Source organism: Rossellomorea sp. NRS-1567 (genome assembly GCF_050467885.1).
GTDB classification, from domain to species: domain Bacteria; phylum Bacillota; class Bacilli; order Bacillales; family Bacillaceae_B; genus Rossellomorea; species Rossellomorea aquimaris_C.
Genome location: NZ_JBITPL010000006.1, coordinates 41,779 through 65,416, shown reverse-complemented (window position 1 = coordinate 65,416; position 23,638 = coordinate 41,779). Strand labels below are relative to the sequence as shown.

Annotated in this window: 22 protein-coding genes and 2 riboswitches; of the genes, 12 read left to right on the top strand and 10 right to left on the bottom strand. The window is 42.5% G+C overall.

Annotated features, from left to right (window positions below; genetic code table 11):
* The first annotated feature begins 125 nt into the window (after window positions 1–125).
* A complete protein-coding gene (locus ACIFOD_RS04270) occupies window positions 126–2,324 on the top strand; it encodes an FUSC family protein (RefSeq protein WP_430313562.1) in 2,199 nt (732 codons plus the stop codon).
* Between the two features lie 151 nt (window positions 2,325–2,475).
* Window positions 2,476–3,207, top strand: a complete 732-nt coding sequence (locus ACIFOD_RS04265; protein WP_430313561.1) for a YqcI/YcgG family protein — start codon at window positions 2,476–2,478, stop codon at window positions 3,205–3,207.
* Between the two features lie 37 nt (window positions 3,208–3,244).
* Here the strand turns inward: ACIFOD_RS04265 and liaG are convergent, their stop codons facing one another.
* The gene (gene liaG / locus ACIFOD_RS04260; protein ID WP_430313560.1) at window positions 3,245–4,108 is read right to left on the bottom strand and encodes a LiaG family protein; all 864 of its coding nucleotides are present in this window, start codon (window positions 4,106–4,108) and stop codon (window positions 3,245–3,247) included.
* Between the two features lie 169 nt (window positions 4,109–4,277).
* The gene (locus tag ACIFOD_RS04255; RefSeq protein ID WP_430313559.1) at window positions 4,278–5,036 is read right to left on the bottom strand and encodes a CAP domain-containing protein; all 759 of its coding nucleotides are present in this window, start codon (window positions 5,034–5,036) and stop codon (window positions 4,278–4,280) included.
* Window positions 5,037–5,207: 171 nt separating this feature from the next.
* Between ACIFOD_RS04255 and ACIFOD_RS04250 the strand changes: the two genes are divergently transcribed.
* The 7 genes from ACIFOD_RS04250 (at window position 5,208) to ACIFOD_RS04220 (ending at window position 12,303) form a co-directional block, all read left to right on the top strand.
* Window positions 5,208–6,260, top strand: a complete 1,053-nt coding sequence (locus tag ACIFOD_RS04250) for a P1 family peptidase (RefSeq protein ID WP_430313558.1) — start codon at window positions 5,208–5,210, stop codon at window positions 6,258–6,260.
* Between the two features lie 114 nt (window positions 6,261–6,374).
* Entirely contained in the window at window positions 6,375–6,959 is a 585-nt protein-coding gene (locus ACIFOD_RS04245) for a DNA-3-methyladenine glycosylase (RefSeq protein WP_430313557.1), read from the top strand.
* A gap of 98 nt (window positions 6,960–7,057) precedes the next feature.
* Window positions 7,058–7,138, top strand: a riboswitch (cyclic di-GMP riboswitch).
* 58 nt (window positions 7,139–7,196) lie between these two features.
* On the top strand, window positions 7,197–7,907 hold the full coding sequence (locus tag ACIFOD_RS04240) for an EAL domain-containing protein (protein WP_397554424.1): 711 nt from the start codon (window positions 7,197–7,199) through the stop codon (window positions 7,905–7,907).
* A 140-nt stretch (window positions 7,908–8,047) separates the two neighbouring features.
* The gene (locus ACIFOD_RS04235; RefSeq protein WP_430313556.1) at window positions 8,048–10,027 is read left to right on the top strand and encodes an ABC transporter permease subunit; all 1,980 of its coding nucleotides are present in this window, start codon (window positions 8,048–8,050) and stop codon (window positions 10,025–10,027) included.
* Between the two features lie 15 nt (window positions 10,028–10,042).
* A complete protein-coding gene (locus ACIFOD_RS04230; RefSeq protein WP_430313555.1) occupies window positions 10,043–10,516 on the top strand; it encodes a helix-hairpin-helix domain-containing protein in 474 nt (157 codons plus the stop codon).
* A gap of 120 nt (window positions 10,517–10,636) precedes the next feature.
* Window positions 10,637–11,422 carry a divergent polysaccharide deacetylase family protein gene (locus ACIFOD_RS04225; protein WP_430313554.1) on the top strand — a complete coding sequence of 262 codons (786 nt, stop codon included), beginning with the start codon at window positions 10,637–10,639 and terminating at the stop codon, window positions 11,420–11,422.
* A 125-nt stretch (window positions 11,423–11,547) separates the two neighbouring features.
* Window positions 11,548–12,303 (top strand): (S)-benzoin forming benzil reductase, encoded by a 756-nt coding sequence (locus ACIFOD_RS04220; protein WP_430313553.1) that lies wholly within the window; start codon window positions 11,548–11,550, stop codon window positions 12,301–12,303.
* 91 nt (window positions 12,304–12,394) lie between these two features.
* Here the strand turns inward: ACIFOD_RS04220 and ACIFOD_RS04215 are convergent, their stop codons facing one another.
* Window positions 12,395–13,711 carry a Na+/H+ antiporter NhaC family protein gene (locus ACIFOD_RS04215; RefSeq protein WP_430313552.1) on the bottom strand — a complete coding sequence of 439 codons (1,317 nt, stop codon included), beginning with the start codon at window positions 13,709–13,711 and terminating at the stop codon, window positions 12,395–12,397.
* An 86-nt stretch (window positions 13,712–13,797) separates the two neighbouring features.
* Window positions 13,798–13,902: riboswitch (SAM riboswitch) on the bottom strand.
* A gap of 463 nt (window positions 13,903–14,365) precedes the next feature.
* Between ACIFOD_RS04215 and ACIFOD_RS04210 the strand changes: the two genes are divergently transcribed.
* Together ACIFOD_RS04210 and ACIFOD_RS04205 are read left to right on the top strand one after the other, a co-directional pair.
* Window positions 14,366–15,538, top strand: a complete 1,173-nt coding sequence (locus ACIFOD_RS04210; protein ID WP_430313551.1) for an MFS transporter — start codon at window positions 14,366–14,368, stop codon at window positions 15,536–15,538.
* 698 nt (window positions 15,539–16,236) lie between these two features.
* A complete protein-coding gene (locus ACIFOD_RS04205) occupies window positions 16,237–16,509 on the top strand; it encodes a DUF2187 family protein (RefSeq protein ID WP_113970213.1) in 273 nt (90 codons plus the stop codon).
* A 104-nt stretch (window positions 16,510–16,613) separates the two neighbouring features.
* Here ACIFOD_RS04205 and ACIFOD_RS04200 read toward each other — a convergent pair whose 3' ends face one another.
* The 7 genes from ACIFOD_RS04200 to safA form a co-directional block, all read right to left on the bottom strand.
* Window positions 16,614–16,886, bottom strand: coding sequence for a YpbS family protein (locus ACIFOD_RS04200; protein ID WP_430313550.1), 273 nt, complete (start codon window positions 16,884–16,886; stop codon window positions 16,614–16,616).
* Window positions 16,887–16,974: 88 nt separating this feature from the next.
* On the bottom strand, window positions 16,975–18,423 hold the full coding sequence (cls, locus tag ACIFOD_RS04195) for a cardiolipin synthase (RefSeq protein WP_430313549.1): 1,449 nt from the start codon (window positions 18,421–18,423) through the stop codon (window positions 16,975–16,977).
* A gap of 117 nt (window positions 18,424–18,540) precedes the next feature.
* Complete coding sequence (locus ACIFOD_RS04190; protein WP_397554415.1) at window positions 18,541–19,974, bottom strand: alanine/glycine:cation symporter family protein; 1,434 nt, start codon at window positions 19,972–19,974, stop codon at window positions 18,541–18,543.
* A gap of 310 nt (window positions 19,975–20,284) precedes the next feature.
* Window positions 20,285–21,487, bottom strand: a complete 1,203-nt coding sequence (locus ACIFOD_RS04185; RefSeq protein WP_397554414.1) for a DUF819 domain-containing protein — start codon at window positions 21,485–21,487, stop codon at window positions 20,285–20,287.
* Window positions 21,488–21,750: 263 nt separating this feature from the next.
* Window positions 21,751–21,918, bottom strand: coding sequence for a hypothetical protein (locus ACIFOD_RS04180; RefSeq protein ID WP_181778162.1), 168 nt, complete (start codon window positions 21,916–21,918; stop codon window positions 21,751–21,753).
* 219 nt (window positions 21,919–22,137) lie between these two features.
* On the bottom strand, window positions 22,138–22,551 hold the full coding sequence (locus ACIFOD_RS04175; protein ID WP_430313548.1) for a CBS domain-containing protein: 414 nt from the start codon (window positions 22,549–22,551) through the stop codon (window positions 22,138–22,140).
* Between the two features lie 129 nt (window positions 22,552–22,680).
* Entirely contained in the window at window positions 22,681–23,301 is a 621-nt protein-coding gene (safA, locus tag ACIFOD_RS04170) for a SafA/ExsA family spore coat assembly protein (RefSeq protein WP_430313547.1), read from the bottom strand.
* Window positions 23,302–23,458: 157 nt separating this feature from the next.
* Between safA and ACIFOD_RS04165 the strand changes: the two genes are divergently transcribed.
* The gene (locus ACIFOD_RS04165; RefSeq protein WP_430313546.1) at window positions 23,459–23,617 is read left to right on the top strand and encodes an Lmo0850 family protein; all 159 of its coding nucleotides are present in this window, start codon (window positions 23,459–23,461) and stop codon (window positions 23,615–23,617) included.
* Window positions 23,618–23,638: the final 21 nt, after the last annotated feature.

Sequence of the window (23,638 nt, the reverse complement as noted above, 5' to 3'; positions counted from 1 at the left end):
TTTCTCTTCGTGCACCAGCGAATAAAGAGTAACCTGCTGCTTCCGCAGTCCAGGTTACTTTTTTATTGGAACGGGTACGATAATAGAGAATGAAAAACGGTGTGAAAGTAAGGGTATGATGATAAATGAAACAGTTACATAGACAGCATGTATGGCTGGGGAGGATTCTCGCGTCAGATCCAGGCAGGAAGAGATTTCAGCAGGCAGGTAAGGCAACGATCAGTTTAATATCGGCTGTGTTTACGATGCTTTTATTATTAAAACTATTCGATTACACAGCCATCACACCGGCCATTGTGTCAGGGATGGTGGGGATGCTCGGTATCTTCGTCGTTATGGATGACACAACGGCTAAAAAGAAGGTGACGACTCCGTTGATCGGTGTGGCGGTAGCGGTTGGAATCACATTAGGCTCCGCCTTTGCCCATTTTAGTCTCGTGGTGAATATCCTATTGGTAGGAGCGATTTTCAGTGCTTTTTACTTTTCGCGCTTTGCCATCCGGTATTTTTCCATGGGAATGGCAGGATTTATGTCGATTTATATTTCGTCGATTCTGCAGCTTGATGTGGCGCACCTATCATGGTTCTATATTGGGATTGTGATTGGTGTCGTGTACGCCTTTCTTTATAACTTCATTATTTTTAAAGGCTCGGTTCATGTGCTAAGAAGGAGTATGCGTTCGTTTCATATTCAATCCAATTTGACGTTTACGATTTTGATGAAGATGATCGAGGATCCGGACACGAGTAGTAAACGTAGGAAGCTTCTCGATCGAAATGTTCGAAGGCTGAATGAGTATGCAAGAATCGTAGCCAGTGATATCAATGAGAATGATTTGAAGAAGCATTGGCCTGGTATCGAGCCCTCCCAATTGCGTCTCTATGTTTTTGATACAGAGATGTTGATTCAGACGTTAACCGATTCTTTGAAGCGCCTCAAAGAGTTGGATGCCTTAGAGGTTAAGGAGCTTAGACGCCTGCTGGTCTGGGTTCTCCGTTCGCTCCGTGATGCCGAGGTACTGGCCCAGGATTATGATCCCCGTTCTCTTGAAGAAGCGGAAATAGCCATACAGGGCCTTCGCCTTCTTTTATCAGAGATGTTGAATCAAGAAGAAAAGCCTGAAGGCTGGGTGTATCTTCTAAGGCGCATCGAGTCCATTGCCAATCATGTGCTGGAAGCAGCCATCACCATTCAAGAGTCGTTGAAGGTTTCAGAAAGCAAGGAAACGGACATAGAGAATAATGACGAGTCCCTTGATGAGGAAAAAGAGGATAAGCCTGAAGAAGAGACCAAGAGTTTAAAGCCTTCTACCCGTAAGGCGATTCAAGCTCTTGTAGCCGGTACGTTAGCGATTATTACAGGGGAGCTGATTGCTCCTGCACAGCCCTATTGGGTACTGTTAACGACCTTTATTATTCAAATTGGTACAGAGTCAGTAGGAAGAACCTATATGAAGGCCTTTCAGCGATCGGTCGGAACGGTGATTGGGGCCATACTTGGATTCGGAGCGGCAAAGCTCGTTTCAGGAAATTCTGAGCTTGAAGTATTTCTTCTGTTTGTCGTTCTGTTTCTTGCCTTCTATCTTTTTACGGTTTCGTATACTCTCATGAGCTTGTTCATTACGATGCTCATCGCGTTTATGTATGACCTGCTCCTGGGCGGAATCAGTATGCAGCTGATGGGGGCACGGGTCATTGATACCATTGCTGGAGCGGCGATTGCCCTCTCTGTCTCGGCGTTTGTATTTCCAAAGAAAACAAAGGACAAGGTGGCAGACGCCTTTGATGATTTTCTTGAAGAGCTTGGAGGATATGTTTCTTCCTATATAAAAACCTTTACGAATATTGAAGACAAACCATTAACAGATCAAGCCTTTGATCTCGATCAGAAGCTTCAGGGTATAAAGGATGAAGCACAATCGCTTCTGCAACGACCTGGTTCCATGACACGATCGGGGATTGGGCGTTGGATCACGGTGGTGACAGCCATAAACTATTATGCAAAGCATTTGCTTGCTTCGTCACATAGAAAAGTACCTGCAAAGGTTTCAGATGAACTAAATAGCGTTTTTCAGCAGACAGAAGAGAAAATTACTTATAACATTGAAACGTTACGTGAGCTCCTAAAAGAAAAAGAGAGCGCACGAGTTTTTTGGAGTTTAAGTGAGGAACGGGAAAAGATCGAAACTCTGGCACCGAGCAGACTGAAGTCACAAATAGATCTGATTCATCACCTCTACTATGTGTGGAAAATCAATCAATCGATTGTGGCACTAGGAGAGGAACTGGGAGCGGAAGTGAAGGAAACTCAAACAAAAGGGTAAAGCGAATTCGCTTTGCCCTTTTGTTTATTGCGCTTATTTCACCTGTCGGGATAGTCGTTTTAGATAACTTCTTGTCAGAAATTGTTTTAACCCGTCACTCTTCGGGAAAACCATACCATCTATACATTTATATGATCGTGAGGTGGAGGAGATGGCAAACAAAAGCTTATTGCTGACCAAAGAAGATATGAAGAACCCTGATCTTGTTCCCCAATGGGTGATGGAAGAATATAAGAATTTTCACGAGGTAGTAACAGATCGAACGTTTCCTTGTTACTTCGGTATGACCGGAGAGAAAAAAGGAGAGCTTCGCTATTCGTATATAAGTCACGATAATTGGGAGCATCTGCCCCAAACGATTCAAGAGTTTATCGACTTGTTCGATGTACCAGAAGGTGAGCGGCTGATTCGTCACGGATTCTTTTTGTTTGTTGAACCGGAGGATGAGGAAAGGTCCGTCCCTCATTACCGGGAGTATTTCTGGAAGATTCTGCAGTTTCTTCATGAGGAGGATGAGGAGGCTTGGCCAGAGGATTATCCGGAGGATCCGGATCATCATTTGTGGGCATTTTCGTTTGCCGGGGAGCCGTTTTTCGTGTTTGGGAATGCTCCTGCTTATAAGCAGCGAAAGACGAGAGACCTTGGGAATAGCTTGGTATTAGGCTTTCAGCCGAGAAGGATCTTTGAAGGGTTGGAAGGAACGTCAAAGGGTGGCATTATGTCCCGTGAGAAAGTAAGGGAGCGGGTCGAGAAGTGGGACGGCTTACCGAAGCATCCGAATATCAGCCATTACGGGGATCCTGAACACCGTGAATGGAAGCAATACTTCATTGGAGACGATGTGGAGCCGATTGAAGGCAAATGCCCTTTTCACCATAATTAAGAGAAAGAGTGTCAGGTCAAGCCTGACACTCTTTTCCTTAATAAATATCCACATTTCCACTGGAAACCGAAACATTGATGTTGTATTTACCAGACCCTGCCACACCTGAAATATCGCCATCTTCTATCTTCTGATTCTTTAATGGCAGGTTGCAGGAGATATCTCCGCTGCTTGCTTTTCCGTTCAGCTTAAAGCTTGCATCTTCCGGCAGATCCAGGTTGACACCTCCAGAGCTTACATCAAAATTCAGGTCTCCCTTTAGAGTGTCCATCGAGACTGTTAATTCACCAGATGATAAGTCACCTTCCAGAGGACCTTCGTAGTTCGACAATTCTACGTCCCCGGAGCTGATGTCCACATTCCCTTCTTTTGTAGAGAGAGCATTCACGACCAAGTCTCCGGAAGAACCATCATGTTCGAATGCATTCGTCTCAAGGTTTTCAAGAGTCATGTTTCCGGAACCCATTTCTACAGTTAACTCATCCAGCTTCATTCGATTCGTTTCGGATTCTCCTGCAAACTGCAGGTTACCGGAGCCAATCTCGATTTCCATGCTTCGATCATATTCTTTTGGAATGTACACGGTTACGTTTGATTTGCGGTTGAATCCTATCCATTCATACCATTTATGCTTTACAGCCACTTCAATGGTGTCTCCTTTTTTAGCTAAAGTCAGCGCTCCTTTTCCTTCAATGTCGACCTTTACTTCATTCTGATCCACAGGAATGACTTCTGTGTCGCTGCCTTCCATTTTAAGATCGATGTGATCGATTCTGTCCGTTACCCCGATGCGTTCCCCTGACTTACTTTCTTTAGCAAATAACGATGTATTGTCATTCAGGATGACGTATAGGGTTCCAAGTGCAAGCAGTGCAATGATCACGGCAAAAGCATTTTTCATTAATATCCCTCACTTTGGTTTGTTTTTCCATTTTATAGTTTTATTTTAATGCAGCTGCCGGTTCATCACAATGAGCCATGGGATTATTTTTGAATCAGACCAGAGGCCGAGTTCGGTGCAGGCTATGTAATAGAAAAAGACCGGTCATAGAGGTGACCGGTCTGAACCTTTATTTTGCGATAAACATCTGCGTCCAATAGATTCCCTGGCTTGGATCCTTCGCTGTTCCCACGCCAATATGAGTGACTTGTTTGTTTAAAATGTTTTTGCGGTGTCCGGGACTGTTCATCCAAGCGTTAACGACAGATTCAGGTGTTTTTTGTCCAACGGCAATGTTCTCTGCTGCCGTGGAGTAATCCACCCCGAAGTTCTCCATCATTTCAAAAGGAGACCCATACGTTGGAGAAGTATGAGAGAAATAGTCATTTTCCTTCATGTCTTCTGATTTCATCTCCGCTACATTCGCTAACTCTCCATCCATTTTCAAGGCACCAAGTCCATTTTTCTTGCGTTCCTGGTTGGTTAAATCAACTACCTGCTTCACAAATCCACTTGCATCGGATGCCTGTGCATCCTGTTTGGGCTGACCCTCTGCAGGTGGTTCCGGTTTTGCCGTATTCGGTTCTTGTGCAGGCTGATTCGGCTGACGGGCTTCTTCATTACCTGGCGCATTTTCCCCTGGGTCTAGGTGGGTAAATTCACGTAAGTCCCCATTGGGGTCTATCGGAGCCATGAAACGGTGAAGGGGAGTTTGGTTACCTTGCATTCCATCCATCCGATCTCTACCACCGTTATCATAAGTTACAGGATCGTAATTCACGTTTTGTGTATCCATCAGGTTATCGTTTGCATCGTTATTGTTACAGGCAGTCATCAGCATAAACGGGATGACAGCACAGGCTGTAATGGAAAAAAATCGTTTTCTCATGTCAGGTCCTCCAATGTTTTTAATTGCCTTTTACAAGCATTTAACAGTCTTTAATATGTACTCTCTACGTGCTCTTTATCCTGTTAAAAATAGGGTTGCCTCTTTCTTAAAGAGGGTTTTGTGATTTAGGCACGAATAGTATTGATAAGAAAAAAAGGGGGTAATTCATCCATGGAACGAAAGAGATTACGGGAATTGGGAGGAAGTATCGGCTCCTATACATGTGGGAAATATAACAGCATTACCGATATTGAGGGAGTGAAGGTCGGACATAAAACCCTTCACTATGAGAATGAGGGTACCGTGGTACGAACGGGTGTAACGGCGGTATTACCTCATTCCGGCAATCTGTTTCGTGATAAGGTATGCACGGGTTACCATGTGATCAATGGCTTTGGAAAAACAGTCGGGACGATTCAAATGGAGGAGCTGGGTGTCCTTGAAAGTCCGATTCTCTTGACGAATACTCTTTCAGTTGGAGATGTGTTAAAAGGGACGGTTCAATATATGCTGGACGAGACACCTGAAATCGGAGACACAACGGGGACAGTAAATGTCGTTGTGGGAGAATGCAATGATGGGTTCTTGAATGATATCCGCGGTCTTCATGTAAAGCCTGAAGATGCCCGGGAAGCCATTGTTCATGCACAATCTGGACCTGTCGATGAAGGGTGCGTTGGAGCGGGGACGGGAATGCTTTGTTTCGGTTACAAAGGTGGAATAGGGACGAGTTCCAGGGAGTATACTTTTGGAGGTGAGAAGTATACGGTGGGTGCCCTCGTGTTAACAAATTTCGGTCAGAGGAAAGATCTAAGGGTTCCCATTCTTAACAACGGGGAGGATCAAAATGCACCGGATGGATCAATCATGATCATCCTTGCGACGGATGCACCTCTAAACGAAAGGCAGCTTAAACGACTGGCGAAACGTGCTTCATTCGGCCTTTCAAGAACGGGTTCATATGCAGCTCATGGGAGTGGTGATGTTGTTCTTGCGTTTTCTACTGCACACCGCATTCCACATCAGCCTTCCAGTGATAACACGATTCCGTACGGTTTCATTAAAGAAGACGGACCGATCATCTCTACTCTATTTGAAATGGCAGTGGATAGTGTAGAAGAAGCCATATGGAACTCTCTCTGTAAAGCGGAAACCACAACGGGGAGGAATGGACGGAAGGTGGAAGCGGTGCCTTTAGATTTACTTTATGGACTGGTGAAATAAGAACAGTGTTACCTATTCAGGATTTTTTCTTTAATGAAAATTTATTTAACCAACAAATAAATGGGGTATACCATACATATGTGTACGAATTATTGGTTGAAGGAAGTGACAGTCATGAATGATACCCCTATGCCTCTTTCGTTTTTCCAACAGCCCACTTTGGAACTTGCAAAGTCTTTGTTGGGATGTGTGTTATTGAAAGAGACGGAGGAGGGAACAGCTTCAGGTTATATTGTGGAGACGGAAGCGTACTTAGGGCCAGCGGATCGGGCGGCTCACAGCTATGGGAATAGACGGACGAAGCGGACGGAAGTCATGTTTCAGGAAGCCGGCAGGATCTATACATACGTTATGCATACTCACTGCCTGGTCAATGTAGTGAGCGGGGAAAAAGAGAAACCCGAAGCGATTCTCATTAGAGCGGTCGAACCCCTTGAAGGCTTGGAGCTAATGGAAAGAAGAAGACCGGGTCATGTGAGAAAAAATTGGACAAGTGGTCCAGGAAAGCTGACAAAAGCGTTAGGCATTACAATGGAGGATTACGGGGGCAGCTTTTTGGAACCCCCTCTCATCATTTCAAAGGGATACCAGCCTGAAGACATCGTGGAAGGAAAACGAATTGGAATCGATAACTCGGGAGAAGCCAGGGATTATCCGTGGAGGTTCTGGGTAAAGGGCAATCCTTATGTATCAAGATAATCATTTTTGGGAATTTTCTAATAATCAATTAAAAAATAACCCATAAGTACTATGTTTGTGGTATATTTTTCTTATAAGATAAAATCATATACTGACAATTCGAATGGGAGCTTTGAACCTAAATGATAGATGGGCGCTTACATTTAGGGGAGCTAGTAGCGCAACCGGCCACATACGAACGTAGGAATACGTTTTTGTGTGGTTTTTTTTATAAACTATAGAGAGTATAGGGGTCCTATGAATATCTTTACTATTTTTCAAAACGACTATATTTATCATGATTTTCAGCCCTTATATGAAATGGGCAAGCATCAATCCCTCTATGCATATGAGGGCCTGTTACGAAACAAGTATAACGAAAATCCCGAAAATGTTTTTCAGTCTGCGATGAAAGCCAACATCTTGTATAAGCTTGATACCTTATCCATTTCAAAAGCTCTTGAAAGCTTTACAGAGAAGGGACTGAAGGATTGTAAGTTATTTCTTAATATTTATATCACAACGATTCTTCACCCAAGCTTTCATACCTATTTTTATGACCTGATGAAGAAACATCCGGACATATTGGGGCGTCTCGTGCTGGAGATTAATGAGTCGAGTGCGGAGGAGCTGTGGCAGAACCCAATATTAAAAGAGTCTCTTAAAGAACTTAAGCAATATGGTGTTTGGTATGCGATTGATGACTTCGGGCAAGGGACCTCTTCCATCAAGAAATCCATTGAATATGAACCGGAGATCATTAAACTCGATCGTTATTTTGCTTTGAATCTGGCTCAAGATGATAAGAAACAACGATTCCTTTCCTTTTTTAATCAATTCTACGGTAAGGATACGTTAATTGTGTTAGAAGGCATTGAAACCAAACAGGATATGCAAGTGGCAAAGGATATTGGGATTACAATCGGGCAAGGCTATTATCTGGGAAGGCCGAGTCGATTATTAGCTTAAACAGGAAGGGTGACTCTGAAATGTAGGAGTCACCTTTTTTCGTGGACATCTACTATGAGATTGTCCGAATTAAAATAAAATTGAAAATATTTAACATTTCCATTAAACTGAGGAAAAAGAGAAAAAAAGGGGATCAGGGTATGAGGCTTCTCACATTTCCGCTGAAATTTATGTTCTATTATATTCTCGGATTGATCGGTATTCTAGCCGTGAGTATTGCTCCTGAAGTATTTAAGGAGAAGGGTTTATACAATTTAGTCGGATTCATGGAAGAGTTTTTTAAGTTTGTTTTTGTATTTATGGACGGTGAAAATTGGAGCTATTCTTATAAAGGGATAACAGTCGATTTTCTGGACATGCTTTGGGGACCTTATCTGTATTCTTTACAGATTATCGGTGGAGCATTGGGTTTAGGCCTGGGAACAGCATTTGTCCTTACCATCTTCACAGTGTTTTTGCCCCGATGGGTTACGTCTTCTCTAAAGAAGGTATTAAACCTCTTTGAGACGGTGCCTGACTTAATGTTTGCGTTTATGCTTCAGCTTTTGATTGTCTATGTCTTTAAACATTTTGGCTTTGAATTAATGAGCTTTACAGAGCTCGGAGATGAAAAGATCTTTCTTGCTCCCATCATCACACTATCCATTATTCCCATGATCTCTTTCTTTCGGATTCTTCTTTTTATTATGGAAGAAGAAATGCTTAAGCCGCATATTGAGTTTGCCCAAAGTAAAGGCATGTCGAAAGGCAGAATCCTATTTGCCCACATATTGAAAAATATTTCTCCCAGTCTGTTTTATCATGGAAAGCTGATCATATGGGGGATGCTTTCGAGCTTATTCATCATTGAAACGATTTTCAATATGAGGGGAATCACGTATTATATCGTCCAAGACTTCAGACCAATGGTCATAGCCATCTCACTGATTATGATATACACGCCTTTTTTTGTCGTGTATCAAGGGGTATATCTATGGATTAATCGGGAGGGAAGCGTCGATCACACCAAATATAATAAGGATAAAACGAAGTGGAAAGAATGGAAGATATGGAGCTGGCTTTCTACTATTAGACGGCTTTGGTGGCAGCATATGCATAATGGGAAGTTTGCCGCAGGGTTTAGTGTCATCTTTCTCTTGATTGCTGTCAGTTTCTTTTATCCAATGATGAAAGAAGATCCGATTAAACAAATTCAGTTTATGAAAAATGATGAGGGACGTATCATCAGTGCACCTCCACATAAGCCATTTGGAGAGATGATACTGGGGTCTGATTTCTTCGGTTATAGCATCCTCGACCAACTGATTGTTGGGGCAAAGTATACCCTACTCTTTGCACTGGTTGTCGCTTCTCTAAGGGTGATAGGTGGATTCTATCTTGGAATAGTCTATCATTTTCATTTAAAAGAAAACAGAAAAAAGTGGCTTGATCGCATGGTGGATTCCATTCATTTCCTTCCTTTAAGTCTCATTGCGTATCTTCTATTAAGACCAGTACTTTGGGGATTGCCCGTGTTAGGATGGGATCACTCCATCTTTGAAAGACTCGTTTTCGAAGCTGTCGTGTTAACGATACTTGTGCTCCCGTTAACGACGGTTTTAATAGGAAATGAACTGAAGATATTAGGAAAACAGGATTTTGTTCTGTCGGCGAAGCTCTTAGGGGGAAGTAATCGTCATTTGCTATGGACGCATCTATTCCCTCACTTGGCACCAAGATTATTCATTATATGGGGGCAGCAGTTTATCCAAACGCTTCTCATTCTTGTGCATCTGGGATTGTTTCATCTGTTTTTGGGAGGAACGATCATCACAGGAGGACTGGTACCCGATCCTCCGAAATCAGGAACATTTGAATGGTCAGGTCTGATCAGTTCCACTAAAGATTCCCTTATGACAGGAAAGTACTGGATTGTCATTGCTCCGTTAGCGGCCTTTATGATTGCCATCATCGCCATGCAGTTGATTGTGCAAGGTGTGAAGGAACTCCAGCAAACAAAGGTAGGGGTACTGGCGAACAACACTCCAATTAAGAACAAACATAAGCTGGTGAAGAAGAAAACCTACCATCCAGTAGTGGAAGACTTTCATTTAGTTCGACAACAATCCTTTAAGGGATAGAGGAGGGAACAAAGATTGAATAGAAAAAGTCCTAAATTGCCACTGACTGATGAAGAGAGAGCATCGCTTCGTAAAGAGAAAATCAGATTGGGAGACATCTTCGAATGGTCTCCCGATGCATTAAGTGAAAAACTTAATATCTCCCTGGATAGAGCCCGATACTTAGTCGGCATGTCCATATTTCAACGAATTCCGTCAATCGGACCGAATATGGCGCATAACGTCGTTGAAGATCTTGGTTTCTATTCTTATGAGGCCATTAAGAACGAAAAGGGAGAAGACCTGATTATAGAATTGGAAAAGAAATACGGCGTCTGGATGGACCCCTGCGTAGAAGACTCCCTCAGGTGTGTCGTCCATCACGCCAACCACCCATCCTCCACCAAAAACTGGTGGGACTTTACCACCCAAAGAAAAACGTACCGCCAAACCCACGGCTACCCCAGCGACCGCCCCACCAAAGGCTGGGATGAGGGACGGACCTCATAAACTAAGAAGGCAGGAAGCGAGAATAAGCTTCCTGCCTTTATTTACGCTCTCATCAGGGACGGACCTCTTTCGTATATACTCCTCAAAATGGACATGATAAAGAAAAAGGAGTGATGAAAGATGAGAATCCTGTTCTTCTGTTTACTATTGACGTTCTTTTTTCATGCTTCATCTTCTGCAAGAAACATCCTGCCCCTTCCAGCCCATCATAATGAACTCGCGATCGTTATTGATGATTTAGGAAACGACATGAAGGGAACAGAAGAAATTCTGAACTTACCGGTTACCTTGACAATTGCAGTTATGCCCTTTCTGCCAACAACACTGGAAGATGCGGAAAAGGCACATGGTCGGGGCCATGAGGTCATCGTACACCTTCCAATGGAACCGATGTCCGGGAAAGCAAGCTGGCTTGGACCCGGGGCAATTACCACTTCGCTTTCAAATGACGAAATCCGTAAAAGAGTAGAAAAGGCGATCAAAGAGGTTCCCTATGCAGTAGGAGTCAATCACCATATGGGCTCAAGGGCCACTGCCAATGAGAGGGTCATGAGAATCGTTTTAGAGGTATGCAAGGAAAAGGGGTTATTTTATCTTGATAGTAAAACAACAGGAAAGAGTGTCATTCCGAAGCTTGCGAAGGAATTGGATGTGCCCTATCTTGAGAACGAATTATTCTTTGATGATGTCTATACCATCCAGCATATCGGAAAGCAAGCCAAGCTCCTTTCTAAAGAATTAGATAGTGACACTTCAACCATTGCCATAGGTCATGTCGGGGTCACAGGAATCAAGGTTGCCACCATGCTTGAAGAGTTTCTTCCTCTTTATGAGAAAAAAGCTTCCATTGTCCCACTGTCAGATTTAATCCCTGAATATCATTTGATTGATGAGAGTATGCCTTGATGGTGTGCCTTTTCACTTAGCTGGGCAACCGCCACTTTGTAAATCTTCCGTTAATTCAATGCTTATTTATTTGTTATAAGAAGACTCTCCCTTATAATCAGAAGGTAAGAAGGAGATGATTCCATATGGATTATGCAATTGTGACGGGAGCAACAAGAGGATTAGGTGAATCGATTGCCAAGCTATTTATTGAAAAAGGCATAGGTTTGATCAATGTTTCCAGGTCAGATAATGAAAGACTGCAAAAGCTTGCCGGGGAAAAAGAGGTATCTTATGACTTCCTATCGTGTGATCTTGCACAATCAGGAGAAACAGAAGCGGTCTTTCGTGAAGTGGGAGCAAAAGTATTTGGATATAAACCTACCAGAGTCTATGTTGTCCAAAACGCCGGTGTGGTGACACCAATCAATCCGTCGGGTGAAGTAGAAAATCAAGCTCTTGAAACGAGTGTGCATGTGAATTTACTATCTCCCATGATCGCTACCAATGAGATGATAAAAGCAGCCCGGGGTTCTGACTCGAAGATGATCATGATCAATATCAGCTCAGGAGCTGGAAGTCGCCCTGTATATGGCTGGAGTACTTACTGCGCAACCAAAGCCGGAGTGAATATGCTGACAGAAACCGTAAGCTTAGAGCTTTCTAAAAAGCATAGCCGACATCAAGTGATTGCCTTCAGCCCTGGTGTCATGGATACAGATATGCAAGGTGAAATCCGTTCCTCCTCTAAAGAAGCCTTTGCCGATGTCGAATCCTTCCAGCGCTATAAAGAGGAAGGAATGCTTCGTGAAACCGATACGGTCGCAAGTGCACTGGTTAAACTTGTAACAGAAAGCGAAATTGAAAGTGGTAAGCTGTATCATGTAAATGATTTGTTATAAAAAGAAAGCAGGTTACCGGAAACGGAATCTGCTTTTTTCTTATCAAAAAAAGAGACAAACCCCAAAGGATTTGTCTCTCTAAATTCATCTATTAAGATCGAACCGGGTTTGCTTCCGGTGCAGATTTGCGTGTGAATTTCGGTAGTGCAAATCGAATGGCAATCAGACCGCAAACAGCAATCAAGATCGGGTAGAAGGCATATGGGATGATGCTGATTGGTGAAATGCCTGCGACTTCAGCCACTAACAGGGCCTGTGCTCCGTAAGGGATTAATCCTTGAATCGAACAAGAGAAAATATCAAGGATACTGGCTGATTTACGGGCATCCACCCCATAGTTTTCACTAATCGATTTAGCAAGCGGGCCGGCAATAATGATTGAAATTGTGTTGTTTGCTGTGCACAGGTTAGTAGAACTCACTAATCCTGCAGTAGCAAGCTGTGCTCCCTGAGGAGACTTGATTTTGCGAGTGGCGTGATAAAGTAAAGCCTGAATCCCGCCGTTATGACGGATAAGTTCGACAACCCCGCCGATCAGCACGGAAAGGATCACAATCTCTGCCATTCCTGTCATTCCATCGGCCACGCTACCGAAATAACTGGCTGGAGTAAAGCTTCCATCGATGAATCCAATGATTCCAGCTAAAACAATTCCGCCTAACAAAACGACAAACACATTTAATCCTGCAAGAGCACCGATGATAACTCCAAGGTAAGGCAGAATTTTAATCCAATTAAAGCTTTCCGCTCCGACAGTAGATTGATTCCCCATAGTAAGAACAAGGAGAATCACCATTGTCACAATTGCGGCAGGTAATACAATGAAGAAGTTGACTTTAAATTTATCTTTCATTTCCGTTTTCTGTGTACGAACAGCTGCAATGGTCGTATCTGAAATGAACGATAAGTTATCTCCGAACATCGCTCCTCCAATGACGGTCGCCATGGCAAGGGGCATAGAAATATCTGTACCTGAACTAATCCCGACACCGATTGGCGCGAGTGCTGCGATCGTTCCCATGGATGTACCCATTGATAACGAAATGAAAGCAGCGATAATAAATAATCCCACAATGATCAAGTTACCAGGCAGCACGGATAGGGCGAAGTTTACAGTTGAATCAACGGCTCCCATCTTTTCAGCTACTCCGGAAAACGCTCCCGCTAACAGGAAGATAAAGACCATGATCATGATATCAGGGTGACCGGATCCTTTAGCAAAACGCTCAATCTTAGCCGTTAACGTCTCTTTTCGGTTCATCAACAGACCTACAACGGATGCGATGACAATTGATACTAGTACAGGAAAGGCATAAAAGTCTCCTGAAATGATGCCTGCTCCAAGGAACAGAGAAACAAATATGATCAAAGGCAGTAACGCCAATAGATTTCCTTTTTCTTGATTCATTCCTAACACTCCTTTGTCGTCCAATTTACTAAAATACAAAAAACCTCTTCCGGAATAAGAAGAGGTTTCAAAAGAACGAAACACTCCTCTTATCTTTCAAGCATTTCGCTTGCTGGATGTGGCACAGCACTCAATATGAGTCCGCTGCCGAGACATCGCAGGGCCAGTCCCTCCGTCTCTCTGGATAAGAAGAATATCGTATTTAGTTGATTTAAAATATACTTCCATACTTTAAAGGGTTTACTCGAAAAAGTCAAACGGGAAATTTTTCTGAAACAAAAGCGGAGGCGGCTCGTTCAGTCCCGACAAGCATAAGACAAGAACGGCGGAAAGGCGCTTTTTGCCTTTTTGTCGTTATTGGCTTATGACCTCGAGGGACTAGCCGCCGTAGCTGGATGAAACAAAAGCGGAGGCGGCTCGTTCAGTCCCGACAAGCATAAGACAAGAACGGCGGAAAGGCGCTTTTTGCCTTTTTGTCGTTATTGGCTTATGACCTCGAGGGACTAGCCGCCGTAGCTGGACGATACATTCCTTCCCGGCACCAGAAAATCTAAAAAAGCATGACTTTATCCATAATAAGGCATAAACTCATAGACAATTGAACGTTCAAGGTCTACTATAAGGAAGACAAAAAACATCTTGGGGGATACGGTAGTGGAAAGAACAGTACGAAATCAAATTTTTACTTTACAAGGATTTTACTTATTAACGTTCTTCGGTGTTGGTAGTTTATATCCCTTACTCAGTGTGTATTTGAGCGAAAGCGTGGGGTTAAATGGCTATCAGATTGGAACGATCATGTCTGTAGGTCCCATCATGATGATTTTCTTCCAGCCAATTTGGGGAATGGTGAGTGACACGACCAATCGTCCCACCGTGGTTCTTGGTTTAACCTCTTTAGTGGCGGGAATCTTTGCACTCGGTTACTTGTTTATGGACTTTTACTATGGACTCCTTATCGTGGCCATTCTAGTTGCCATTTTCCAAAGTGCGATCATTCCCGTTTCCGATAGTATCAGCTTGAAGTATACAAGTAAGGTCCGGTATAACTACGGAAATATCCGTTTGTTCGGTTCTTTGGGCTTTGGTATAGCAGTCTTTATAATGGGAAGACTTTCAGAAGGATTTATCGGGCCTACCATCATTTTTTACTCTTTCTTTATCTGTTTAGTTCTCTCCGGATTCCTTTCCTTCCGGTTTCCGAAAGAGAGAGCGGCAGCAAAGCTTGATTTAAAGGCAGGAATGAAGGAATTATTCACGATGAAAAAGTTCCTCATCTTTTTATCGGTCACTTTCTTAGTGTTCGGTCCGAATCTAGCAAATAATGTGTATTTCGGATTATTTGTAGAAGATTCAGGAGGAACATATGCGGGAATTGGTCTCGCGTTCCTGATTGCAGTGTTATCGGAGGTTCCCTTTATGAGGGTCGCCGGTGGATGGATAGATAAATTCGGTTTGTTAACAGTCGCTGCCTTGGCAGGTGCTGCATCTATGCTCCGCTGGCTCTTTTACTTTACAGAACCTAGCCTGTGGCTTGTCTATTCATCGGCTGTCATGCAAGGTCTTGCCATTGGCTTGTTCATCCCAGCCGGCCTGCGCTACATCAAAGAAATCACGCCTTCCCACATTACAGCAACAGCCGTTACGGTATATTCAGCAATCGGAAACGGACTGGGGAATTGGTTCAGTACCTTTGTTGGCGGCTTTATCTATGAAACGTACTCCATTTACACGGTGTACTTATTCTTCGCAGTCCTATCCCTATTAGGTATTTTCCTTTGCTTTGTCCTCATGAAAGAAGAAAAGAAAAATGCACTCGCTTATTAATACATCAAAGCGAGGTTGGGACAAAAGTGTTTTAGTCTAAGTAAAACCCGAACTATTCTGCTTTTTAGTAGGCAGATTTGTTCGGGTTTTTTATTTATTTACGGTACATATGATTTTAGCTCTTTCCAGCGGTTGATTGGAGTGCAAGACGAAGACTCCTGCGGGAAAAGTAGCTAATGTGAGACCCGTCCAGCTCCGGGGCTTAGAGGCACATGTCATAAGTCAAACCGTCCAAGAAGGCAAAGAACGCCTTCGTGGCCGCTTCGCCTTATGCCACCCGCCTCTGAACAAAGCCCCTCCGCTTTTCTTCCCGCAGGCTTGCCGAGGAGGCTCACGCGCTACCCGCGGAAAGCGTAGTCTTGCACGGAAATCAATAGCGGTATTAAGAACCTACACTACTAATTTTCGTCTTTATATCGTGGTTTTTTAGTTTTGTCCCAGTCTCGTTTTTTGTAAAAAAATATTAAAAGGAAGGATTTTCCTATAATGGTAGCCAATTGATATAATGAGGGAGAAAGAATAAGCAAACAAAAAAGTTTTCTTAAAAGGTTTTGAAAAACATGAATTGTGGTAGAAGAAGGATAAGTATTCATTGAAAATTATATAAATACCAGTTAGAATAATATTATTAGAAAATTCTCTCAATTATATAAACTAGAAAAGAAACATATTACATTATTTGAAAAGGGGATATTAAATTGGAAAATACATTCGTGTACTCAAAAGATAATGCAAACCTTGGAGATACCGTTCAATTCAAAAGAAAGAAACATGTAATCAATGGTGTGGTTACTACCCTTAGAGAAAACACGGTCATTGTTAAAATGGACCAGGATGTTGCGAAGAAGCTGGATTTACCGGATGATCAAACTGTCGTGTCACATAAAAACTATGTTGTCATAGAACGTGCTGAAATTGGTACACAACCTGTATTTGTTTATGATGGGTGGAATAGCGCATTAAAAGCTTAAATTCCAGCATTCAAAGTAAAAGACCCTGACACGCCTACCATTAATTTGGGTTAGCCGTTTCAAGGTCTTTTTATGTGGAGTCTGACACTCGCTAATGAAATGAATCAACTAAAACCTGGTTCATTTATTTTAGCTGCATATTCCTTCACCATTTCAATTGTGACAAGCTTTCTCTGTGGAACGACACCTTGACGGGCAAGGACGTTGATTTCATTCGTCACTTGATTAATGGCATCCGTTGTAAACGGCTGCTCATTCAAACAAAGCTGAACGGCTTCATCGATCGCTCTTTCTCTATGCTCATCCAATATCATAAATTGTTGTACCAGCTGATTTTGCTTACTTGAATGCTTCGTAATGTCTTTATGTACACTCATGATTTCATCCCTCTCTATCAATTACGCATTATACCCTCTATTATGCCTTCTTCCAGGCCCTCATGGCAATGTCTTAGAATATCACTATCTATAAGATAGGGGACAGGAGCCTTGAAATTGATTCTTTCAATTTGATCTTCAGAGGTCTTTCATCATACTCTTCCATGGTTAATTCTCTGCTCTTCTCCATATCTTTCCTGAACACAGCGCTCAGACTTTCAGAAATAGTTTGATCATATAAAAAGGCATTTACCTCGAAGTTGAGGCGAAAGCTTCGCACATCAATATTTGCCGTTCCAACAGAAGAAATGGTTTCATCCACTACAATGGTTTTGGCATGAATAAAGCCGTTATCATATATATAAATCTTCACTCCTGCCTTCAGTAACTCACCAATGTATGAATAGGTCGCCCAATACACAAATAAATGGTCCGGTTTGTTTGGAATCATAATCCGGACATCGACTCCTGTAAGAGCAGCAATTCTCAGCGAATCCAGCAGGCTGACGTCCGGTATGAAATAAGGAGTTTGAATATAGATGGATCGTTTGGCAGATGAAATCATTTTAATATATCCGTTTTTAATTTGCTCCCATTCAGAGTCGGGGCCGCATGTCACAATCTGTACTCCGGCATGACCAGTAAAGGAAGGCTGTGGGAAGTATCGTAAATCGTAGGCGATCTTCTTCGAGCGGCTGGCTTGATTCCAATCCAGAATAAACCGGGTTTGCATGGCAAGGGTTGAACTCCCTATGATCCGCAGGTGAGTATCACGCCAATAACCGAACTTAGGATTCAAGCCCAGGTATTCATCTCCGATATTAAATCCGCCCACATAGCCTACTTTCCCGTCAATAATCACGAGCTTTCGGTGGTTACGATAATTTAGGCGGAGATTGATGAAGGGGATTTTTGAAGGGAAAAACACGGCCACTTCCCCGCCGGCTGCAAGGAGTTCTTTAAAGAAGCGTCTTCTTGTCCTCCGGGAGCCCATTTCATCATATAAAACCCTGATCTTTACGCCTTGCTTTGCTTTCTCAGTAAGCTTCTCCAGGATCCGCTTGCCTAAGTGGTCTTTCTTAAAAATATAATACTGAATATGAATATGATCCTGTGCTGCGTCCATGTCCTTCAATAAGGACTCGAATTTGTCCTCCCCGTGGGTGAACAATTGTACTTCGTTATCCTGGGTCAAAAGTGCTTCATTATTTATGAGGTGCATATAAATAAGGTCCTGATAGCGGGAGGATGTTTCATTTTTAAAAGGGAATCGGTGTTCTTTCAGGGAGTGTATCTGCTTTTGAATCAAATCTTCAATGCCGATTTTCTTCATATCTTCCCAGTCGAATAATCGCTTTCTGGTTAAGTTCTGACCGAAGATTAAATAAAGAATAAAGCCCAGCAGGGGAATGAAAAACAGAACCATAAGCCATGCCCAGGTCGCACCGGCATCTTTTCGCTCCAGGAAAATGATGGCCCCAGCAAGGACTAAGTTAAGAACAAATAAAACCCCTAAAAGAGAAGATAGGATACTCATAGTATGTAAGGCTCCTTTAACTAGCTTTCTATAAGTAGTATACCTGAGAATGGAATAGAAAAAAATGACAAAGAAAAACAGAGCAGACTGTCAGCCTGCTCTGTTCGGTAGGATTCTTTATTCATTCACAGCTTTTTTAGTCATTTCCCGTCCACGTGTTGGCCAGCTTTCGACACCCTTTAAACCAGGAATATCATCTGCATAGAAAATCGGGTCCAAACCTTGTCGACGCTGAGACATATAATTGTCTAAGGCTTTAAAAGCAATTGGTGCTAAAATACCGATGGCAATTAAGTTGGTAAGAGCCATTAATGCCATGGAGAAGTCTGCTAAGCTCCAAACAATATCAAGGCTTGCAACTGAACCGAAGATCACCATTCCTAAAGCAATGAAGCGATAAATCAGAAGTCCAGTCTTACTTTTATTAATGAATGGAAGGTTGGCTTCCCCGTAGTAATAGCTTCCAATGATGGAGCTAAAGGCAAAGGTGAAAATGGCAATCGCTAAGAAAATACCAGCCCATGAGTTAAAGTGCTCTGACATGGCTGCCTGAGATAGCTCGATACCCGTCAGCCCGGAACCGTACGCATCTGAAGTTAAGATGATAAACGCGGTTGCAGAACATACAAGCAGCGTATCAAAGAATACACCAAGTGCCTGAATGAAGCCTTGTTTGACAGGGTGAGAAACAGATGCTGTAGCGGCAGCATTCGGCGCACTACCCATACCGGCTTCATTGGAGAATAGTCCGCGTTTTACACCGTTCATAATCGCGGCACCAATTCCGCCCCCGACCACTTGCTCAAATCCAAAGGCACTTTTGAAAATAAGTGCAATGACTCCCGGCATTTCTGTAATATTCGTAATGACTACAAATAAAGCTAATACAATATAGAAGACCGCCATGATTGGAACAATGATGGAAGAAAAGGTCGCTATACGTTTAACGCCCCCGAAGATGATGAGTGCAGTCAAACCAGCTAACACAATTCCGATAACAAACGTGTTAATTCCGAATGAATTACTGAAAGCTGTTGCGATGGTGTTACTTTGAACCGCATTAAAGGTTGTCCCAAAGGAAAGGATGATGGTGACAGCGAAGATTGAACTCATCCATGGCTTGCCCAGTTGTTTCTTCATATAGTAGCCGGGGCCGCCTTTGAATCCAACTTTATCCTTTTCTTTGTAAATTTGGGCCAGTGTACTTTCGACAAACGCGCTGGCTCCTCCCAGGATGGCGACAAGCCACATCCAGAAGACTGCTCCAGGTCCCCCAATTGCTAAGGCAATGGCTACTCCTGCTAAATTACCTGTACCAATTCGAGTACCTGCTCCAATAAAGAATGCCTGCAGGGATGATATTTGCTTTTCCCCTTCCGCCTCGACCACATCTTTATCTCCTAATAATCGAAGCATTTCACCAAAGTGGCGAATTTGAACGAATTTAGATCCGATTGTGAAGTATAATCCTAAAATGAGGAGTACGCCTATTAAAATATATCCCCATAATATTGAATTTGCTTCCGTGACTAAATTGTTTAAAATATCCATGATAACCCCCTCAGAAATTTGTGTCGGTTACGTTTAATATTATCTGAAAATTTGAAATAAAAGTCAAGTTATTATCTGAATATTAAAATATTACCAATAGTTATTTAGAAGGTCGAACTATTTTGTCATAGTAATAAAGGTTTCTTTAGTAATTATGAGACCAAAGTAGTGGTTGATAAAATTATGCTGAAATAATATATTTCTCACTATCCGAATAATTATTTTTTATTACGGGAGACACGTAACCGGAATTCAGGGTTCACAAAAAAACGGATCACTGACTGATGGTCAGTGATCCGTTTTAAATTGGTTATAGTGTCCTGCTTACCCATTCGGCAATCCAGGCGCATGCAACGGCGGCATAAGTTCCCACCACGTTACCTAGAATCCCCATTAATAAACCTACAGGGGCAAGAGAAGGCTGGAATACAGAGGCTACAACAGGAGCCGAGCTTGTTCCGCCGATATTTCCTTGAGATCCTACAGCTACGAAGAATAGAGGAGCCCGTAGTAAGCGTGCGACTAAGAAAATGATGATTACATGAATGGCTAACCATACAATCCCCATTGCGACGTATTGAGGGGAATCCCATACATAAGCAAGATCGGCTTTTGCTCCGATCGTTGCAAGCAGGAGATAAATTCCTGCGTACCCGATTTTACTTGCACCGTAGTTCTCAAGGGTGCGAATTTTGGTAAAGGAGAAGATGATACCGACTGCGGAAATGATCATAATCGTCCACGTTCCAGCAGAGAGTACATTGGTGACCGGTAACGTTTCTGAGAACTTTCGTACAACGTAAGCTACACCGAATCCTAAACCAATAATGGCAGCAAGGTAAGGAACCTCGATAGGCTTGGAATTTTTACGTTGAAGTTCTCCCATATCCTCATTCACCTTCCGGATGATCGAGTTATCCGCTTTGTTCCATTTATCGAATTTATGTTGGAATCCTGCAAGGGCAATCATGATTCCCATCCAGCTATAACCGACAACGGTATCGACGACAATAATAGGAGAAAGGATTTCTTTCGGTGTACCAGTAGCTTCAATCATGGCTGCCATGTTTGCGCTCCCGCCAATCCAGCTTCCGGCAAGTGCCGCTACGCCAGTCCATGCGTCCTCTGGAAGAAACGGCTGGAATATGGCTAAAGCGATGGGACCTCCGATCACGACACCAAGAGTCCCGGCAAGGAACATCGTAATCGCTTTGGGACCCAGCTTTAATGTTGCTGGAACATTCGCAGAAAGAAGCAGCAATAATAATCCGACTGGTAATATGTAAGCCGATGTAAAGTCATATAAAGATGACTGATCCGGGATGATTCCAAACGTTGTAGATAACATCGGAAGGAAATAAGTCCAGATTAATGGTGGAGCATAGTGAAAGAACTTCTGTAAGAAAGGGTTCTTCGACTCCCCAAGAATGAACACAAGACCTACTAAGGCAGCTAAATATGAAAAGATTGCCATAGGTTCTTGAATTAAGATAGTGTCAAAACGCCACCACATAGTAAAACCTCCTTAAAAATAGATAACAAAGTTTACTATAACATTGAAAACGGTTACTATTTAGAATTTTAATAAGTGCTAATCTTTGATCAATACTGAATATAAGAAGGGGCATACAACAAGAACCAGGGAGGAGTTAAAGCTCATTTTTCTCAACAAAAAAAGCCACAGGAATCCATGGCTACATCTTGATTGTTCATATGAAGCAGGGATGTATGAATGCTTGTCATGAGGATTTTTAATATAGAAGGATGGGATAAGGTTTAATAATAATTCCAGAATCCTAAAGCAAATAGTAAAATACCCGTAATCATTGAAATTCCAAATAACATAAATAAGAAATCAAAAATGCTGTCGGCGAAGACTCTCCTGCGGTTCTCACGTTTAAAATGACGTACTTCCTTGCGATACGATCGTGCAGCACGACTCATAAAAAACCTCCTCCTCCATAAACATCATTTGTATTTACACATATTCGTCACAATACAAGAAAATCCTTCCTGAAAGTGAAAAATATGCCGACTTACCTATAACCAAGTCGAACGGAGGGACGGACCTTCTTTACATCTTCAACACAAAATAAGAGGCTATGCAAAGATAGCCTCTTATTTGGATAAAGAAAGCTTAGAAGTGAGCACCTGTAGCCTCAGTTAGCGGAGGTGATTTTGTGAAATTCCACTAAGGGCGCTTCCGGCACTTTGATCAGATTGCTGTTGTACTGCCAAATCTCCCAGAGCCAGTATTCCGACCAGCTGTCCATTTTCCACGACAGGCAAACGACGGACCTGGTGTTGAGACATCAAAGCTGATGCTTCTTCAACCGAGGCATCCGGAGAGATTGTCACAACCTGTTGTGACATTACTTGAGAGACATTTCCCTGTGCACCTTGAGTCAGTCCACGAGTAGCAATATCACGGTCTGTTACCATACCGACAACTTGTCCGTTTTCAACAACGGGAACGGAACCGACATTCTTGGAGCTCATTTTAGAAGCGACGCTCTGAAGTGAGTCCTGATTTGAAGCAGCTTCCACATTTGTCGACATAATATCACGTACTTGCATGTAAATTCCCCCTTAATAAAATTGACAGTACACGATTATTATTCAACAAATCCCCTCAACTATTCTTAATGCGTTCAGCCATTATTTTCAAATGAGAGGGACGGACCTTCATAGAGTGTTTCCTGGTTATCATTTAGTAATGAACATTTGAGTCCAATACGTCCCATAAGATCCTCCCTTGGCATATCCCACCCCGATATGAGTATAGGATCCAGTGAGAATGTTCTTTCGATGTCCCGGACTATCCATCCACTCACGGACAACTTGCTCAGCACTTGTTTGACCAGCTGCAATATTCTCAGCGGCCTGACTATATTCGATGTTGAAGCTTTTCATCATATCAAATGGGGATCCGTACGTCGGACTTCTGTGCGAAAAATATCCAACGTCCCTCATGTTACGTGATTTATAACGGGCAACCCCGGCTAGCTGCCAATCAAGCTGAAGAGGAGAAAGGCCGTTCCTTTGCCTCTCCTGATTGGTTAAATCAATGACTTGACCTTCAATCGATTTAGCTTTTTGAAGCGTCGGGATGTTGAGTTTTTGATTGGGATAAATTAAATCCGGATTCGACAATTGAGGGTTGGCTTCAATTATTTCAGACAGTTCGATCCGCAACTTCTTTGAAATTTTCCAAAGAGTATCTCCTTTCCTGACAGTATAAGCGCTTGCAGCAGACGTTTCATTTAGACCCATTAGACTAATGACAATGGATAGTACAACAATGATGAGAGTCAGTTTTGTTTTCATGATATTAAAATGTGTAATCAGGGACAAAATATTCTAAGAAAAAGTGTGGAAATAGGATTATAGTTTCATTTTTAGGGAAAAGGAAAACCATTAACCAAAAAGTGAAACTTTTCTTTAGAATAAACGTACAAATAGGTAACGACATTTTATAAAAGAGGTGATTAACGTGGTAAAGGAGAACGATCGCTTAAAAAAAGTGATAACGAAATTGTCGAACGTTGGTGTTAATATTTCAAAGACGAAATCAAGACGTGAAATTCTTCATTCACTGAAGCAGTATCAGCCATTACCTAAGACGTTAACCCAAGACTATTAAACTTACTCCTCGATAAACGTT